Annotated in this window: 14 protein-coding genes; 4 read left to right on the top strand and 10 right to left on the bottom strand. The window is 70.8% G+C overall.

All coding sequences use genetic code 11. The features are described from left to right. Positions 1-35 precede the first annotated feature (35 nt). On the bottom strand, positions 36-2,597 hold the full coding sequence (clpB, locus tag LG278_RS18745) for an ATP-dependent chaperone ClpB (protein ID WP_404389086.1): 2,562 nt from the start codon (positions 2,595-2,597) through the stop codon (positions 36-38). A gap of 119 nt (positions 2,598-2,716) precedes the next feature. Between clpB and LG278_RS18750 the strand changes: the two genes are divergently transcribed. Further along, complete coding sequence (locus LG278_RS18750; RefSeq protein ID WP_404389088.1) at positions 2,717-3,049, top strand: hypothetical protein; 333 nt, start codon at positions 2,717-2,719, stop codon at positions 3,047-3,049. A gap of 67 nt (positions 3,050-3,116) precedes the next feature. On the opposite strand, the gene LG278_RS18755 is transcribed toward LG278_RS18750, so the two are convergent. The 6 genes from LG278_RS18755 to dnaK form a co-directional block, all read right to left on the bottom strand. Continuing rightward, positions 3,117-3,362 (bottom strand): hypothetical protein, encoded by a 246-nt coding sequence (locus tag LG278_RS18755; protein WP_404389089.1) that lies wholly within the window; start codon positions 3,360-3,362, stop codon positions 3,117-3,119. 30 nt (positions 3,363-3,392) lie between these two features. Then, the gene (locus tag LG278_RS18760) at positions 3,393-6,614 is read right to left on the bottom strand and encodes an ATP-binding protein (protein ID WP_404389091.1); all 3,222 of its coding nucleotides are present in this window, start codon (positions 6,612-6,614) and stop codon (positions 3,393-3,395) included. Between the two features lie 119 nt (positions 6,615-6,733). Beyond that, positions 6,734-7,192 (bottom strand): heat shock protein transcriptional repressor HspR, encoded by a 459-nt coding sequence (locus tag LG278_RS18765; RefSeq protein ID WP_404389093.1) that lies wholly within the window; start codon positions 7,190-7,192, stop codon positions 6,734-6,736. 41 nt (positions 7,193-7,233) lie between these two features. Next, positions 7,234-8,265 (bottom strand): DnaJ C-terminal domain-containing protein, encoded by a 1,032-nt coding sequence (locus tag LG278_RS18770; RefSeq protein WP_404389095.1) that lies wholly within the window; start codon positions 8,263-8,265, stop codon positions 7,234-7,236. Positions 8,266-8,372: 107 nt separating this feature from the next. Then, positions 8,373-9,059 (bottom strand): nucleotide exchange factor GrpE, encoded by a 687-nt coding sequence (locus LG278_RS18775; RefSeq protein WP_404389097.1) that lies wholly within the window; start codon positions 9,057-9,059, stop codon positions 8,373-8,375. Beyond that, positions 9,056-10,972 carry a molecular chaperone DnaK gene (gene dnaK / locus LG278_RS18780; protein WP_404389099.1) on the bottom strand — a complete coding sequence of 639 codons (1,917 nt, stop codon included), beginning with the start codon at positions 10,970-10,972 and terminating at the stop codon, positions 9,056-9,058. The genes LG278_RS18775 and dnaK overlap by 4 nt, the downstream gene beginning before the upstream one ends. A 283-nt stretch (positions 10,973-11,255) precedes the next feature. Between dnaK and LG278_RS18785 the strand changes: the two genes are divergently transcribed. The 3 genes from LG278_RS18785 (at position 11,256) to LG278_RS18795 (ending at position 13,582) form a co-directional block, all read left to right on the top strand. Beyond that, entirely contained in the window at positions 11,256-11,804 is a 549-nt protein-coding gene (locus LG278_RS18785) for a DUF7010 family protein (protein WP_404389101.1), read from the top strand. Positions 11,805-11,851: 47 nt separating this feature from the next. Further along, positions 11,852-12,163: a 2TM domain-containing protein gene (locus tag LG278_RS18790; RefSeq protein ID WP_404389103.1), complete on the top strand. Its 312-nt coding sequence runs from the start codon at positions 11,852-11,854 to the stop codon at positions 12,161-12,163. 219 nt (positions 12,164-12,382) lie between these two features. Next, the gene (locus LG278_RS18795; RefSeq protein ID WP_404389104.1) at positions 12,383-13,582 is read left to right on the top strand and encodes a potassium channel family protein; all 1,200 of its coding nucleotides are present in this window, start codon (positions 12,383-12,385) and stop codon (positions 13,580-13,582) included. Between the two features lie 7 nt (positions 13,583-13,589). Here LG278_RS18795 and LG278_RS18800 read toward each other — a convergent pair whose 3' ends face one another. From LG278_RS18800 to LG278_RS18810, 3 genes are read right to left on the bottom strand one after another with little or no spacing between them, the layout of a single operon-like run. Further along, positions 13,590-14,435, bottom strand: a complete 846-nt coding sequence (locus LG278_RS18800) for a DUF4037 domain-containing protein (RefSeq protein WP_404389106.1) — start codon at positions 14,433-14,435, stop codon at positions 13,590-13,592. Positions 14,436-14,442: 7 nt separating this feature from the next. Continuing rightward, positions 14,443-16,191, bottom strand: a complete 1,749-nt coding sequence (locus LG278_RS18805; RefSeq protein WP_404389108.1) for an alkaline phosphatase D family protein — start codon at positions 16,189-16,191, stop codon at positions 14,443-14,445. Beyond that, a complete protein-coding gene (locus LG278_RS18810) occupies positions 16,191-16,913 on the bottom strand; it encodes a dienelactone hydrolase family protein (protein WP_404389110.1) in 723 nt (240 codons plus the stop codon). The genes LG278_RS18805 and LG278_RS18810 overlap by 1 nt, the downstream gene beginning before the upstream one ends. Positions 16,914-17,047 lie beyond the last annotated feature (134 nt).

Consider the following 17,047-nt stretch of genomic DNA (forward strand, 5'->3'; position numbering starts at 1 on the left):
TCTGAACGACCCCTCGAGTGGCCGCGCTTTCACGCTCAGGACAGGACGAGCGCGTCGCCCCCGGGGTCGACGTCGACGGTCACCGTCGAGCCGTCGCGCACCTCGCCCGCGAGCAGGCCCCGGGCGAGGCGATCGCCGATCTCGCGCTGGACGAGACGACGCAGCGGACGGGCGCCGTAGGCCGGGTCGTAGCCCCGGGCAGCGAGCCACTCCCGGGCTCCGTCGGTCACCGTCAGGGTGATGCGCCGGTCCGACAGCCGCGCCGCGAAGGCGCGCACCTGGAGCTCGACGATGTGAGCGAGGTCGTCACGGCTCAGGGCATCGAAGACGACGACCTCGTCGAGCCGGTTGAGGAACTCCGGCTTGAACGTCGAGCGCACGACCGTCATGACCGACTCTCGCCGAGCCTCGGGACTGAGCAGCGGGTCGATGAGGAACTGCGAGCCCAGGTTGGAGGTGAGCACGAGGATGACGTTGCGGAAGTCGACCGTGCGCCCCTGGCCGTCGGTGAGGCGTCCGTCGTCGAGCACCTGCAGGAGGATGTCGAACGTCTCGGGGTGGGCCTTCTCGACCTCGTCGAGGAGGATCACCGAGTAGGGCCGGCGGCGCACCGCCTCGGTCAGCTGACCGCCCTCCTCGTAGCCGACGTAGCCCGGGGGCGCACCGATGAGGCGGGCGACGGAGTGCCGCTCGGAGTACTCCGACATGTCGATGCGGACCATGGCCCGCTCGTCGTCGAAGAGGAAGTCGGCCAGGCTCTTGGCGAGCTCGGTCTTTCCGACACCGGTGGGGCCGAGGAAGAGGAAGCTGCCGGTCGGCCGGTCCGGGTCGGAGACGCCGGCACGGGTGCGCCGGACGGCATCGGAGACGGCGCGCACGGCATCAGCCTGACCGATGAGGCGCGCGCCGATGTGCTGCTCCATGTGCAGCAGCTTCTCGGTCTCGCCCTCGAGCAAGCGGCCGGCCGGGATGCCGGTCCAGGCGGAGATGACGTCGGCGATGTCGTCGGCACCGACCTCCTCCTTGACCATCGGCTCCTCACCACCGGCACTGGCAGCCGCCTCGCGCTCCTGGGCGTCGGCGAGCTGCTTCTCCAGGGCGGGGATGTCGCCGTAGAGGATCTTCGAGGCGGCACCGAGGTCGCCCTCACGCTGCAGGCGGTCGGCCTGGGTGCGCAGGTCGTCGACGCGGGCCTTGAGCTCGCCGACGGCGTTGAGGCCCGACTTCTCGGCCTCCCACCGGGCGTTGAGGGCAGCGAGCTCCTCGGAGCGGTCGGCGAGGTCCTTGCGCAGGCGCTCGAGCCGGTCGCGCGAGGCGGCGTCGGTCTCCGGCTCGAGGGCGAACTCCTCCATCTTGAGGCGGTCGACCGCACGGCGGAGCTCATCGATCTCGACCGGGCTGGAGTCGATCTCCATGCGCAGCCGCGAGGCCGCCTCGTCGATCAGGTCGATCGCCTTGTCGGGCAGCTGGCGGCCGCTGATGTAGCGGTCGGAGAGGCTCGCCGCTGCGACGAGGGCGGCATCGGCGATCGTCACCTTGTGGTGCGCCTCGTAGCGCTCCTTGAGCCCACGGAGGATGGCGATGGTGTCCTCGACCGACGGCTCGCCGACGAAGACCTGCTGGAAGCGGCGCTCGAGAGCCGCATCCTTCTCGATGTGCTTGCGGTACTCGTCGAGGGTCGTGGCACCGACGAGGCGCAGCTCACCGCGGGCCAGCATGGGCTTGAGCATGTTGCCGGCGTCCATGGCGCCCTCTCCCCCGGCCCCCGCGCCGACGACGGTGTGGATCTCGTCGATGAAGGTGACGATCTGCCCGTCGGAGCCCTGGATCTCCTCGAGGACCGCCTTGAGTCGCTCCTCGAACTCGCCGCGGTACTTCGCCCCGGCGACCATGGCGCCGAGGTCGAGGCTGTAGAGCGTCTTGTCGCGCAGGCTCTCGGGCACGTCGCCCTCGACGATGCGCTGGGCGAGGCCCTCGACGACGGCGGTCTTGCCGACGCCGGGCTCGCCGATGAGCACGGGGTTGTTCTTCGTGCGGCGGCTCAGCACCTGCACGACGCGTCGGATCTCGGCGTCACGTCCGATGACGGGGTCGAGCTTGCCCTCGCGGGCGCGGGCGGTGAGGTCGGTGCCGTACTTCGCCAGCGCCTCGAAGGTGCCCTCCGGGTTGTCGGTCGTGACCGGTCGTCCACCGCGCAGGCCGGGGATCGCCTTCTCGATGGCGTCGGCGTCGAGGCCGAACTGGCCCGTGCGGGCGAGCGCGAGCAGCAGGTGGTCGGTGGAGACGTAGGAGTCGCCCATCGCGGTCATGTACTGCTGCGCCTGCTGGATGGCCCGCAGCGACGCCGGTGAGAGCTGGGGCTGCTGGGCGACCCCGCTGACCTGGGGCAGGGAGGCCATGCCGCGCTCGGCCGCAGCAGTGGCAGCGGCCACGCTCGAGCCGCCCGCCGACAGCAGGGCGGGCGTGGTCGTGCCCGTCTGCGCGGCGAGGGCGAGCAGCAGGTGGGCGGGCTCGATGGCGGGGTGGTGCTTGCCCGTCGCGGTCGTCGCGGCCTGGGCGAAGGCCTCCTGTGCCTTGGTGGTCAGCTGCAGGTCCATGCGGTCTCCTGGTGAGGGGGGTGCTTTCCCTGGGGACAACCGGGGTCTACTTGAGTCTATTCCACTCAACTTTGGATGGCGCGGGAACGTGACGCAGCACGCCTCCTAGGGTGGTCACCATGGATCGTCCCGAGATCGTCGCCGCCATCCGGTCCTCGCTCTTCGCAACGCGAGGTATGCGGCGTGGCTACGACGTGGAGGCCGTCGACGACGCGCTCGAGGTCCTCATCGCCCGCATCGACGCGGGCGACCCTGCCGAGGACACCGAGCGTTTCGTCCTGGGCCTTGCGTTCCCGTCGAGGCTGGGCGGCTACGACGACGTGCCCGTCGACGACCTCCTCGACCAGGTGGTCGCCGCTCTGCACGGTCGGGCCACCCAGCCATCCACACAGCAGGGCTCGGCGCTCATCGCGCCGCGCGAGGGCTTCCTCGCCCGACTCCTCGGCCGCTGACGCGCTCGACTCCTCGGCCGCTGACGCGCTCGACTCCTCGGCCGCTGACGCGAGGACGCGCTCCCGCTCAGCCGCGCGGGTGGGGGTCGTACCACCCGTCGTGGCGCTCGGCGAGCGCGAGGAACTCCACGGCATACCCCGGATCGTCGGGGGTGCGCACGTAGACGCCCCACTCGTGGGCCTCGGAGTCGTCCTCCCCCGCGAGCGCCTCACGCACGACGCGGACGTCCGAGAGCCCAGCGGCCCCGAGCTGCGCGGCGACGAGCTGGGCGGCGTCACGGTCGGGGAAGACGAGGAGGTGCTCCGTTTCCACGGCCGCAGTCTAGAAGACCGCGGCCGTGGTTCACGCCGTCGCCGGGTCCTCGCCTGACTCGACCACGCGCGTCGCGATCTCGCGGAGCTTGATGTTGCGGTGCAACGAGGCCTGCCGGAGCATCTCGAAGGCCTCGGCAGGCGTCGTGCGGTGGCGCTCGATGAGGATGCCGACGGCCTGTCCGATGAGCCGGTGGCTCTCGATGGCCTGCCCCAGCTGGTCCTGCTTGGCCGCGCTGTCGCGCCGGTCGATGACCCGGTCGACGGCCTGACCGAGCGCCTGCGCCAGCAGGTCGCCGACGATGAGCTCGTCGGACGGCACCAGGCGGGGGGCGTCGAACTGCACCCACGCGCGGCAGTCCGACCGTTGCGAGGTGGGCGCCAGCAGGAGCCCCTCGCGCTTCTCGCCGGTGCGGACGTCGGATCCGGCGCGGGCGAGCAGGCCCTGCCGGACCGCGTGCGGCAGCTCGTCGAAGCGCACCTGCCCGCGCGGGCTCAGCACGACGGTGTCACCCCGCTGGGGCGCCACCCGCAGGGTGACCTCCCCGTCGAAGAGCACGGTGAAGCCGGTGACCGCCGTGGCGAGCACTGACTCGAGGTCGTCGGCCGCCGAGAGGTCGACCGCGATGCGGGCAGCCAGCTCACGCCTCATCCGCGACTCACGCTCACGCGACTCGTCACGGGCGACGACGATGACGAAGCCGGAATGCTCGGCGGACGCCGGCACCGTGGCGGCGCGCATGTGGATCCACGCCTCGCCACCGCCCTTGCGCAGGATGCGGTAGTGGTCCTCCATGACGGGCTGCCCCGCCAGCATGAGATCCATCCGCCGCTCAGATCTGCGGCGCTCGTCGGGATGGTGGTGGGCCGAGAGCCACCACGGGTAGGGCGGCGTCAACGGGCCGTCGGCCAGCGACCAGCCGTAGGCCTGGGTGAAGGCCTCGTTGATCTCGAGCACCCGGCCCTCGCTGTCGGCGACGACGAAGGGCTCCTGGATCGAGCCGAGGATCGCCCGCAGCCAGGCGGCGTCGCGCGACCGCGAACGGGCGCGGACGAGGTTGGACGCGAGCCGGGCTCTCAGCTCGTCGGGATGGAAGGGCTTGGTGACGTAGTCGTCGGCCCCTTCGACGAGACCGGTCGTGCTGGCCTCGACCCCGGCGCGCGCCGAGAGGAGCACGACGGGGACGGCCCGCAGGCGCTCGTCGCCACGGATCTCGCGGACGAGCTCCAGACCGTCCATGCGCGGCATCATGACGTCGGCGAGCACGATGTCGATGGGTGGGTCGTTGCGCATCCGGTGGAGGGCCTCGAGACCGTCGGGCACCGGCACCACGTCGTAGTCGGCGGCGAGGTGGCGCGCGGTGTAGTCGCGCATGTCGGTGTTGTCCTCGACGAGGAGCAGACGCGGCCGCTCCGCCGTCACGCTGACAGCACCGGCTGCTGCTGCCGCAGCGCCAGCCGCAGCAGCAGCTGCGTCGGCGTCCGACGACCCCGAGCCGGCGTCCTGCACGTTCTGCGGGGCCAGGTCGGCAGGGGCGTCGGCGGCGTCGATCGAGCGCAGGGCCCAGCCGCTCGCCTCGGAGATGAAGGACTCCACCGGACGCGGGGTGATCGACGGCCGGGTGGCCGACTGGGCGGCGGGTGCGCCCCACGGGAGCTGCACGGCAAAGGTGCTGCCCCTGCCATCGGTCGAGTCGACGGCGACCCGCCCGCCCATCAGGCTGACGAGCTGCTGGACGAGCGACAGGCCGATGCCCGCACCCTCCCGCGATCGCCGCTCGTCGGTGCGGCTCAGCTGCCGGAAGCGGTCGAAGACGAGCTCGAGGTCTCGCTCGGCGATGCCGATGCCGGTGTCACTCACGGAGATCTCGTAGCCGGCGTCGCGGGCCTTGAGCCGCAGCAGGATGCGGCCGCGCGGCGTGAACTTCAGCGCGTTGGACAGCAGGTTGAGCACGATGCGCTCGAGCATGTCGACGTCGACGAAGGTGTCGCGTCCGAGGTCGTCGAGCTCGACGTCGAAGTCGAGGCCGAGCCGCTCGATGGCGGGACGGAAGTTGGCGGCGAGGCCCCGCACGAGGTCGGCCACGTCGGCCCTCACCCAGTGCGCCTCGACAGCGCCTGCCTCGACCCGCGTCAGGTCGAGGATGCGGTCGACGAGGCCGACGAGCCGGTCGGTGTTGCGACGGATCAGCTCGAAGCGCTCGCGCGCCTCCTCGCCGAGGTCGGGGTTGGTGAGGGCGTCCTGCACCGGCCCGGCGATGAGGGTGAGCGGGGTGCGCAGCTCGTGGCTGACGTTGGCGAAGAAGTCGGACTTGGCCGTGTCGAGCGCAGTCAGCACCTCTGCCCGGTGCCGCTCGTCTTGGAGGCGTCGCAGCCCGCTCAGCGCCATGGCGACGTGCGCTGCGCACAGCTGGGCATACGTCTGCAACTGGGCATCCCACGGGCGTCGCGGGTTGGCCGTGAGGTGCAGGTGGGCCGTGGGCTCCGGGAGCCCGGGCTCGAGGACGGGCAGCACGTGGACGGCGCCGTCGCCGATCGAGCCGGGCGGCTCGACGTCTGGGGAGCCGGGCTGCACTCCGCTGCCCTCTGCCCACACGAGGTCGACCCCGAGGTGGTCCTCGGTGTGCGAGCCGAGCACCCGCAGCGTGGTGCGGCGCACCTCGTCGGGGGTCGTGGCGTCGGCCAGCTCCGCGACGAGCTCTGCCGACACCTTCGCGCGCCGCTCGGCGAGCACCTTGCCGGTCACCTCGGTGGCGACGTTGAGCACCCCGACGACCCGGTCACCGGAGTCGTCGTGGATGGCGCCGTAGGACCACGTGAAGTAAGCCTCCTCGGGGAAGCCGAAGCGGTCGACGACGAGCAGTCCGTCCTCCACCCACGTCGACGGGCCGCCCTCGACGACGCCGTCGAACATCGGGCCGATCTCGTCCCAGATCTCGGGCCACACCTCGCGCACGGGGCGGGCCCACGCTCCAGGATGCTTCTCCGCACCGAGGAGCGCGCGATAGCCGTCGTTGTAGATCATGACGAGGTCAGGGCCCCAGCACACGAGCATGGGGAAGCGCGACGACAGGCAGATGTCGACGATGGTGCGCAGTCGCGCGGGCCAGGTCTGGACCGGGCCGAGCTGGGTGGCGCTCCAGTCAGTGAGGGCGAAGAGCTCCTGCATCTCGCTGGTCGGCTCCGACGCCTCGGTCAGAGGGCCGGCGAGGACGTCGACCGGCGGCTCGCCGTCCGGGCGATGCGGGGTCACGCGACCTCCGGAATGTCAATCACGTGCAGCCTCCGGGGGCATCCATCTACTGCGATCCATGCGCCCCTTGGCTCGAGGCGGCCCTACAGTCTTACACACGTGATTGATGATTCACGCTGCTAGCGATCGGGGCGCCAGACCACGAGAGCCTGTGACGAGGGATGACGAGGCGGCCTCTGCCCCGGACGAATCGGGACGACCTCTCCCATCGGGCCCACGGCGAAGACCCGCGTGCCTGATGCGAGCGCGGAGCGCGCGTCGTCGAGGGCCGCGGTCAGCTCGCCCACCCGGGCTTGAAGTGCGTCGACATGCGACTCGAGCTCGAGGATGCGCTGGATGCCCGCGAGCGAGACACCCTCCTGCGAGAGCCGCTGCACCTCACGCAGCAGGGCCACGTCACGCGTACTGTAGCGGCGCCCTCCGCCCCGAGTGCGCGAGGGCGTGACCAGCCCCAGCCGGTCGTACTGGCGCAGCGTCTGCGCGTGCATGCCGGCGAGCTCGGCGGCGACGGAGATGACGAAGACGGGGGCGTCGTCGTCGTGACCCCCCTGCCGGGGGTTCCTTCGTGCCATCGCCATCACCGTCCTTCGCTCCGCTGGTGCTCTCGTGCCGTATGCCGTCAGGCCCGGGCGCGCTGGAAGAGCTCAGCCCTCGGGTCGTGGCCGTCCTCGGCCGCGGCCATCGTCTCGATCGCCGCACGGGCCTCGTCGGTGAGGCGCTGCGGCACGACGACCTGGACCTTGGCGAGCAGGTCGCCCTTGTGGTCGCCCCGCGAGACGCCGCGGCCCTTGAGCCGCAGCACCCGTCCGCTCGGTGTGCCGGGGGCGACCTTGACCTTGACCGAGCCGCCGTCGAGCGTCGGCACCGCGACGGTCGCGCCGAGTGCGGCCTCGGCGAAGGTGACGGGGAGGTCGAGAGTCAGGTTGTCGCCGTCGCGGCCGAAGACGGGGTGCTTGTCGACCGTCACGGTGAGGATGAGGTCACCGGCAGCTGCACCGGGGTCGCCCTGACGCCCCTTGCCGCGCAGGCGGATCCGCTGACCGTCCTTGACGCCGGGAGGGATGCGGGCGTTGACCCGTCCGAGGTCGGGTGAGCTCAGCGTGACCGTCGATCCCTCGACCGCGTCACGGAAGCCGATGCGGGTGCTGGCCTGCACGTCGGCGCCCGGACGAGGTCCGGCCGTGGACCCGAAGCCGCCGTAGCCCTGACGGGCACCGAAGCCACCCGCGGCACCGCCGGCGCCGCCGAACATCTGACCGAGCAGGTCCTCGATGTTGGGCTGACCGCCGCCACTGGTGTCGAAGCGCACCCGCTGGCCCCCACCGCCGGGGCCACCCGGGCCGCCGAACGCCGAGAAGATGTCCTCGAAGCCGGCACCGCCGCCGGGGCCACCAGCGGTGAAGCGGGCGCCGCCGTGCGACATGGCACGGATGGCGTCGTACTCGCGGCGCTGCTCGGGATCGGACAGCACGGCATACGCCTCGCCGATCTCCTTGAAGCGGTCCTCGGCCTTGGCGTTGCCGACGTTGTGGTCGGGGTGCAGGTCTCGGGCGAGCTTGCGGTAGGCCTTCTTGATCGCGGCCGCGTCGGCATCCTGGGGCACGCCGAGAGTGGCGTAGAAGTCCTTCTCGAACCAGTCCTGACTAGCCACGGCGCACCTCCTCCTGATCGTGTGGCTGGATCCTCACATCATGCTGCATGTCTCCCGGCGCGGAGCAGATCACGGAGCGGTTCGCCCCGCGCCGGGCGACGAGACGCTCAGCCCGCGTCGGCAACCGACACCCGGGCCGCACGCACGAGCCTCTCGCCGATGCGGTAGCCCGGCTGGAGCACCTGCACGACGTGCGTGCCGGAGGCTCCCTCGGGCAGCTCGGCCTCGACGTGCATGAGGGCCTCGTGCACGTTGGGGTCGAACTCCTGGCCGGCCTCGCCGAGTCGCTCGACGCCGTAGCGGCCGAGGATCGACTCGAGCTTGTCGGCGATCGACGCGAACGGACCGTCGGCGAGGTCGCCGGCCTGACGCGCCATGTGGATGTCGTCGAGCACGGGCAGCAGCGACTCCACGACACTGCCGACGGCGGTGTTGCGGATGACGTCGCGGTCGCGGTCGACGCGCTTCTTGTAGTTGACGTACTCGGCCTGGAGCCGCTGCAGGTCGGCGAGGTAGGAGGCCGCGAGGGCGTCCTCGCGGGCCAGCACCTCGCGCTCGGTCTCGCCCGCGCCGTGGTCGAACTCGTCCTCGCCACCCGGCTCGGACGAGGCCCCGGGACCACCCTCGAAGTAGCGGTGGCGGCCCGCGGAGGCCGTCGACTCGCCGGCCGGGCCGCCGGCAGCGTCTCCGCTGCCGGCGCCCGTGGTCGAGGTGGGGGCCGCCGTGGCCGACTCGGGCTCGACACCCTCGGGCTGTGCGCCCTCGGGGGCCGGGGTGCCGGTCGTGTCGGTCACTTGGCGTCCTTGGGCTCGTCGTCGTCGACGACCTCTGCGTCGACGACGTCGTCGTCGGCCGCGGAGTCGCCTGCACCGGCCGAGGAGCCGGCGTCAGCCGAGGAGTCCTGCGCCCCAGCGGAGCCCGCGGCACCAGCGGAAGCCTGCTCAGCGGCATACAGCGCCTGGCCCATGGCCTGCGACTTGGTGTTGAGGTCCTCGATCTTGGCCTTGATGTCGTCGGCGCTGGCCTCGGAGCCCTCGGCGACGGCGGCCTTGAGGTCGGCGAGCGACTCGTCGACCGGCGTCTTGACGTCGGCGGGGATCTTGTCGCCCGACTCCTTGAGGAAGTTCTCGGTCGAGAAGATGAGCTGCTCGGCCTGGTTGCGCACCTCGGCCTCCTCGCGACGCTGACGGTCCTCGTCGGCGTGCGCCTCGGCGTCCTTGACCATCTTGTCGATCTCGTCCTTGGACAGGGCCGAGCCGCCGGTGATCGTCATCTTCTGCTCCTTGCCGGTGCCCTGGTCCTTGGCGGAGACGTTGACGATGCCGTTGGCGTCGATGTCGAAGGTGACCTCGATCTTGGGCACACCGCGCGGCGCCGGCGCGATGCCGGTCAGCTCGAAGGTGCCGAGCGACTTGTTGTGCTGCGCGATCTCGCGCTCACCCTGGAAGACCTGGATGAGGACCGACGGCTGGTTGTCGTCGGCGGTGCTGAAGATCTCGGAGCGCTTCGTCGGGATCGCGGTGTTGCGCTCGATGAGCTTGGTGAAGAGGCCACCCTTGGTCTCGATGCCGAGCGAGAGCGGCGTGACGTCGATGAGCAGGACGTCCTTGCGCTCACCCTTGAGGACACCGGCCTGCAGGCTCGCGCCCATGGCGACGACCTCGTCGGGGTTGACGCCCTTGTTGGGGTCCTTGCCCCCGGTCATCTCCTTGACGAGCGCGGTGACGGCGGGCATGCGGGTCGAGCCACCGACGAGCACGACGTGGTCGATGTCGGCGACCTTGATGCCGGCGTCCTCGATGACCTTGTGGAACGGCGCCTTGGTGCGGTCGAGCAGCGACTTCGTCATCTGCTCGAACTGCGCGCGCGTGATGTTCTCGTCGAGGTGGATCGGGCCCTCGGGGGTCATCGAGATGTACTGCGCCGAGATGTTGGTGCTCGTCGCGGTGGAGAGCTCCTTCTTGGCGCGCTCGGCCTCGTCACGGAGGCGCTGCATCGCGATCTTGTCCTTGGACAGGTCCTGGCCGGTCTTGTTCTTGACCTGGGTGATGAGGTGCTGGACGAGCAGGTCGTCCCAGTCGTCGCCACCGAGGTGGTTGTCACCGTTGGTGGCCCGCACCTGGATCGTGGCGAAGCCGTCCTCGGCGTCCTTGCCGACCTCGAGGAGGGACACGTCGAACGTGCCGCCACCGAGGTCGAAGACGAGGATGAGCTCGTCCTCCTTGCCCTTGTCGAGGCCGTAGGCGAGCGCGGCAGCGGTCGGCTCGTTGACGATGCGCAGGACGTTGAGGCCCGCGATCTCACCGGCCTCCTTGGTGGCCTGGCGCTCGGCGTCGTCGAAGTAGGCGGGGACGGTGATGACCGCGTCGGTCACCGTCTCACCGAGGTAGGACTCGGCGTCGCGCTTGAGCTTCTGCAGGATGCGGGCGCTGATCTCCTGGGCCGTGTAGGTCTTGCCGTCGATCTCGGGCGACTTCCAGCCGGTGCCCATGTGGCGCTTGACCGAGCGGATCGTCCGGTCGACGTTGGTCACGGCCTGACGCTTGGCGACCTCGCCGACGAGCACCTCGCCGTTCTTGGAGAACGCGACGACGGACGGCGTGGTGCGCCCACCCTCGGCGTTCGCGATGATGCTCGGCTCGCCGCCCTCCAGGACGGAGACAGCCGAGTTGGTGGTACCGAGGTCGATTCCGACCGCACGTGCCATGGGTAACTCCTCGTTGCGTGGTGGTGCTGGGATGGGGCTTCTCGACAAATCTGCTCGACCGGCTCCCGATTGTCAAAGCCGGACTCGCAAATCTTGCGTTCACTCGACTCAACTTCGGGCAGGTGGGGATTGTTCCCCGTCGTTGTCCTTGTCCTGTCCTTGTCGTGTCCTTGTGGCGGCATATGTCGCGGCCGTCCCGCACCGCCGTACGGTGAGGCAGGCCGCGACGCGACGGACCACGCCGCGAGGGGTCTGCAACGCGACGCTCAGGATGGCGGTCAGGATGACGATCGGCATGACGATCAGCGATGCACAACGCGACGTGCGTCGCCTCTACGCGGGCGGCTTCTATGGTCAGCTCGTCTCTGCCGCCGTGTGGCTGTCGGCCGCCGCGGCCGCCACCTGGGTCTCGCCCGGGAGCGCCGTCGTCGTGCTCTTCCTCGGCGGCGTGCTCATCTTCCCGCTGACGTGGACCGTCATCCGCCTGCACGGACGGCCCGCTTCGCTGCCCGCCGGCCACCCGATGGCCGGGCTGGCGATCCAGATCGCGTTCACCGTGCCCGTGGGTCTCGTCGTGGTCATCGCCATGCTCGGCGGCCGCAGCGAGCTCTTCTTCCCGGCCAGCACGGTGGTCGTCGGGGCGCACTACCTTCCCTTCGTCTTCCTCTACGGCACTCGGCTCTTCGCCGTGCTCGCCGCTGCCCTGGTCGTGCCGGGCCTCGTCCTGCTGCTGTGGGTGCCCGTCCCCCTCGCGGTGGGCGGGTGGACCACCGGCGCGACTCTCGTGGTCTTCGCCTTCCTGCTCCACCGGTTGCAGGACCAACGGCCCTGACCCCGGGCCGCGGCGAAGCGCACACTGGCAGTGGAAGGGAGATCAGGATGAACAACGAGACCATGCCCCGAGGCGTCGAGGTGCCACCGGACCGTGTCGATGACGATCTGCGCGAGCGCGCCCTCAAGCACCTCAAGGCCAAGCGCGACCTGCAGGCCCACGTCATCGCCTACGTCACCGTCAACCTCATGCTCGTCGGCATCTGGTGGGTGAGCGGGGTCGGCTTCTTCTGGCCGATCTTCCCGATCCTCGGCTGGGGCATCGGGCTCGCCTTCAACGTCTGGGACGTGATGAGCCCGGAGCCTGGGCCCGCAGAGGTCGAGGCCGAGATGGAGCGCCTGCGGGCACACCGGAGCTGACCGAGAGAGCGCAGCGACGCCGCTGCTTGGCACGACCCCGGCGGCGCCGCTGACTTGTCTTGCCCAGGACTACTGAACTCGGCCACCGACGTCCGATGGGCGCGTCGGCCAGGTGTCCCGACGCCGACGTTGGCGATTCTGCTGCGCCAGAGTTCGCCTCGCGGGACCATGACTCAGGAGTCCAGCGGGTTGGCCCGCGCCTCGGCGGACGGGGGTCTCATGCGAGCAGCGGTGAAGCGCGTCGTCGTCGCGCCCTTCAGCCACGTCACCGTGCTGCCCATCGTCAAGCGGATCTCCTTCCACCTCAAGCGGATCAGTGGCGGGGTCGACCTCCACTTCTTCCGCACGCTCCTCATGACGATCATCGGATTCGTCCTCGTCGCAGCGTTCCTCGTCACCGTCTTCGAGGTCGAGAAGCGGTCGCTGGAGGGCTTGGGTGACTCGTTCTACTGGGCGGTGACGACGGTCATCGGCTCCGGCGACTCGAGCTATGTCACGTCGGCGCCCGGCTTCGTCATCGGCTGGGTTCTCGCCTTCTTCGGGGTGGCGATCGTCGCCGCGCTCACGGCCGCGCTCGTCGGCTTCGTCATCGACTACCTGCTCAAGGAGGGCCAGGGCATGGGTGCTGCCGGCTACGAGGACCACATCGTCGTGTGCGGCTGGAACTCCACCGCGCGCGAGCTCATCGAGGAGCTCCGTGGCGACGAGTTCACCTCCAAGATCGTGCTCGTGCACGACAGCGACTCCAACCCCGCCGGCATGGGCGTCTACTTCGTCAAGGGTGACGTCACCAACTCCCACGACCTCGAGCGAGCCGGCATCGCCCAGGCCAGTGCCGCCATCGTCTTCCCGGCCGACGGCAGCAACGAGGCCGACATGCGATCGATCCTCGCGGTGCTCGCCATCGAGTCGCTCGCGCCCGACGTGCGCACCGTCGTCGAGGTCAACAACCCCAAGCACGTCGAGCACTTCGAGCGCGCCCACGCCGACGAGATCCTCGTGACCTCGACGCTCGCCTCACGCCTGCTCGCACGGTCGGCGCTCTACCCAGGGCTCGCGGGGCTCGTCACCGACATCGTCTCCGGCGGAGACGGGTCGGAGCTCTATCGCGTCGCCCTGCCCGACGACTACGTCGACCTGACGACCGACGAGCTCTCGTCGCGGCTCCGGCAGGACCACGAGGCGACCCTGCTGGCCGTCGTGCGCGACGGACTCACCGTCACCAACCCCACGTCCGCCTTCCGCCTCCAGCCTGGCGACGACGCCGTCGTCGTCGCCCAGGGGCTGGGCAGCCTCAGCCCGCTCGACAACGAGAACGCCCTCGAGCGCGACGAGCCCGAGGCACTCGGCGAGCCGCACGGCATACCGGTGGTGCCCCCTGCGCCCAGCCGCTGGCGGCGCGCCCCCTCGGCCTCGTGAGCGCGGCCTAGCTCGCGCTCACGCGGCGCAGGCCGTATGCCGTCCGCAACGCCTCGAGGTTGGCCGCGGGGACGAGTCGCGCGGCGAGGTCGAAGGTGTCGTGCACGAGGGCGCCCAGCGTGGCAGCGGCCAGGGACGGCTCCGCGACGAGGAGTGAGCGGATGCGCGCAGCGAGGTCGTCGGGCTGCTCCGCGAGCAGCCTGACCTCCCACTCGAGCCACTTGTGGAAGGGGTGCGGCGCGTAGACCCGGTTGGCTCCGAACAGTGCGTCGAGCACCCCCTGGACCCCGTCGACGAGGTCGCGGTGCAAGAGCACGACGTCGTCGCGGGCGGCCAGCATCTCGAGCTGCTCCTGCGGGCGCAGGTCGAGCCCGTGCTCGACCATCGCCCTGGCGAGCGCTTCAGGGTAGGGCTGGCACCGCGACCGCCACGCGTCGATGACCGGCTCGCCGTGCACGGTGGCTCCGTCGAGCAGGGCGGTGATGCGCACCTGGAGCTCGGCCTCCGTGTCGCCCCGGGTGGCCCGGTCGACGTAGTCGTCGATCGTCGTCGTGACGAAGCCGCTGACATCGATCTTGACCCCGTCGACCATGAGCCCGTCTGCCCACTCGTGGTCGTCCTCCTCAGCGTAGACGCGCTGCCAGCCGGCTCCCTCGACGGCTGCCTGCCGCTCCTGCTCGCTCGGGGGTCGCGACCAGTAGACGTCGAGCTCGATGTCGGAGGCGTCATCGGCCAGGCCACGCGCGACCGAGCCGGCCACGAGCACCGCCGCTACGGCATCGTTGGCCTGATAGGCGCGGGCTGCTCGCCGGGCGATCTGGAGGCGTCGGGCGACCGGGTCGTTCGTGCTCACACGGGCATCATCGCGCGACGGTGGGCCGTCCGTCAGCGGCACTCTCACCGGCACGGGCCCCGTCGTCCAGCCCGCCGGGGATGCGCACCGCACCGACCGTCGTGAGCACCGGGTGCAGGTCGTCGCCGTCGCGCACCTCCCCGCCACGCCAGACGATCGCGACGTCGGGCCCCTGGATCGTCGCCTCGGCGAGGCAGTTGTCGAACCACGGACCGTCGGTGACGAGCCACGGGAAGGCGGGATCGGGGACGCGCCTCGAGCGGGCCGCGATGAAGTGCATCGGCCGCACGAGGCTGCGGGCGAACGCCGACATCAGCACCCTGACGACCCGCGGCATCGGGTTGCGGATCGGGGAGCAGACCGCCTGCACGATGCGCGACTGCGCGCCGTGCCGCGCGGCGGCGTCGGTGACCTCGGCGACGTAGGAGTTGTGCACGTCACCGGAGAGGAAGAGGACGGTCGACGGCGCGCGGCCGCGGTTGCCACGCGCCACGTCGATGACCATGTCGAAGACCTCGGCGAAGCCCTCGTTGAAGGCCGCCCAGTGCTCGAGGTCGATGGTCTGGCGGGCCCGCTCGGCGGCCGCGGCGACGAGGCGCCCGTGCGCACCCTGGGCGAGCACCTCGTCGATCGCCTCGAAGTCGTGCAACCCCGGCGGCAGGAGGAAAGGCAGGGAGGTGCCGATGAAGAGGTGCTCGACGTCACCGGTCAGCTGCTCGTCGAGCCACGCCATCTCGTCGGGGTCGAGCATCGATCGACGGTCGGGGTCGAGCACCCGCGCGGCGCGGGAGTCGACCACGACGAGGCGGCAGTCGCCGAGCTCGCGCCGGTAGCTCCAGCGGTAGACCTCGGGGTGCCGGTCGACGCGACGGGACAGGTCGAAGACCGGCTCGGTCAGATCGATGCCCGAGCCCTCGGCGCCGTCGCCGCTGCCGGCGGCCAGCACCTGCGCGTAGACCTCGTCGCGCGCCAGCTCGGCGGGCGGCAGGTTGCCGAGGTGCTGATAGACCCAGTAGGCCGACAGCCCACCCATCAGGCGCTCGTGCCACCACGACGTCTGGTTGATCTCCTCCTGCCAGGTCCACGACGTGTTCCAGTCGTCGCGGATGTCGTGGTCGTCGAAGATCATGCAGCTCGGCAGGGTCGACAGCAGCCACCGGATCGCCTCGTCGCTCCAGGCCAGACCGTAGAGGTGGGCGTACTCCTCGTAGTCCTTGATCTCCTCGCCGGGCGGCTGCGTGATGTCGCGCCGCTCGGCGATGAAGTCCCGCATCGCCTCCGAGGTCGCGTCGGCATAGACCTGGTCGCCGAGGAAGGCGACGACGTCGGGCCACGCCTCCTCCCCGTCCGCGAGGGCCAGGGCGAGGGCGCGCAGGGCATCGACACCGTTGCTGGAGTTGCCCTCCCGATCGTGCGGCACGCTCGTGCGGCACGAGCCGAAGAGCAGCCGCGTCGGCCGCGAGCGGTCGATCGTGCGGATCCGCGGCGGCGGGAAGCGGGAGTCCGCGAGAGGCCAGACGACGACGTCACCGAATCGGACGGCATACGGCAGCTCGTCGCCGGGGGCGAGCCCGTCGACGACGACGAGCGCGTAGTGGTGGCCCATGACGCTGAAGGTCGGAGCCCGCCACTCGCGGCCGTCGGCCTTGACCGTGACGACGCCGGGCTCGGCGGTCTCGACCCAGACCGTGGCATCGGTCTCGCCGATGTAGCGCAGCATCGGACCGAGCACGAGCGGACCCTGCGACCCGGCCATCAGAGGTGTCGCCCCAGGAAGTCGAGGGTGCGCTGCCACGCGTCGTGGGCGGCCTCGGCGTTGTAGCGCGAGGGCGAGGTGTCGTTGAAGAAGGCGTGCCCGACCCGGTGGTAGACGCGCGCCGTGAAGTCGACACCGGCCTCGGCCATGCGCTGCTCGAGCTCCGGCACGCCGTCAGTGATGCCGTGGTCCTCCTCGCCGTAGAAGGCGAGCACGGGGCAGTCGATCGTCGCCGGGTCGCCCGTCTCGGGGAAGCCACCGTAGAAGGCGATCGCCGCGCGCAGCCGCGGGTCGGCGAGCGCGAGCGCGAAGCTGTAGGAGCCACCGAAGCAGAAGCCGACGACACCCACCGACCCGTCGACCTCCGGTTGCTCGAGGAGGAGGTCGACGACGGACCGCAGCGCCGGCACCGCCCAGGCGGCGAACTCCGGCGACCGGGCGCCGCCCAGGGCCTCGCGCATCCGCGGCTGGGCCGCGGTCCTGGTCGCCTCGTCCGCCGACATCAGCTGCTGCAGCTCGGCCCCGACCTCGGGCGTGAGGCCGATGTGCCCGAGCAGGTCGGGGGCGACGGCGACGTAGCCCTGCTCGGCGAAGCGGTCGGCGACGTCCTTGATGTGGTCGGCCAGCCCCCAGATCTCCTGGATGACGACGATGCCCCCGCGCACCTCTCCCGGAGGGTCGGCCCGATAGGCGGTCAGCTCATGCTGGGGCAGCTCGATCATCGATCCCATCCCCCTGTCATACCAGCGAAGTCTGAGGCGCGACGGGCTGATGCCTGTGCGGGTGCGATGACGAGACGGGTCGGGCGGTGCTCGCCGGGGTCGGCGAGGCTCGGCGAAGGCGGGCGAAGCTTGGC

The organism is Humibacillus xanthopallidus, assembly GCF_044793955.1.
Lineage (GTDB): Bacteria > Actinomycetota > Actinomycetes > Actinomycetales > Dermatophilaceae > Humibacillus > Humibacillus xanthopallidus_C.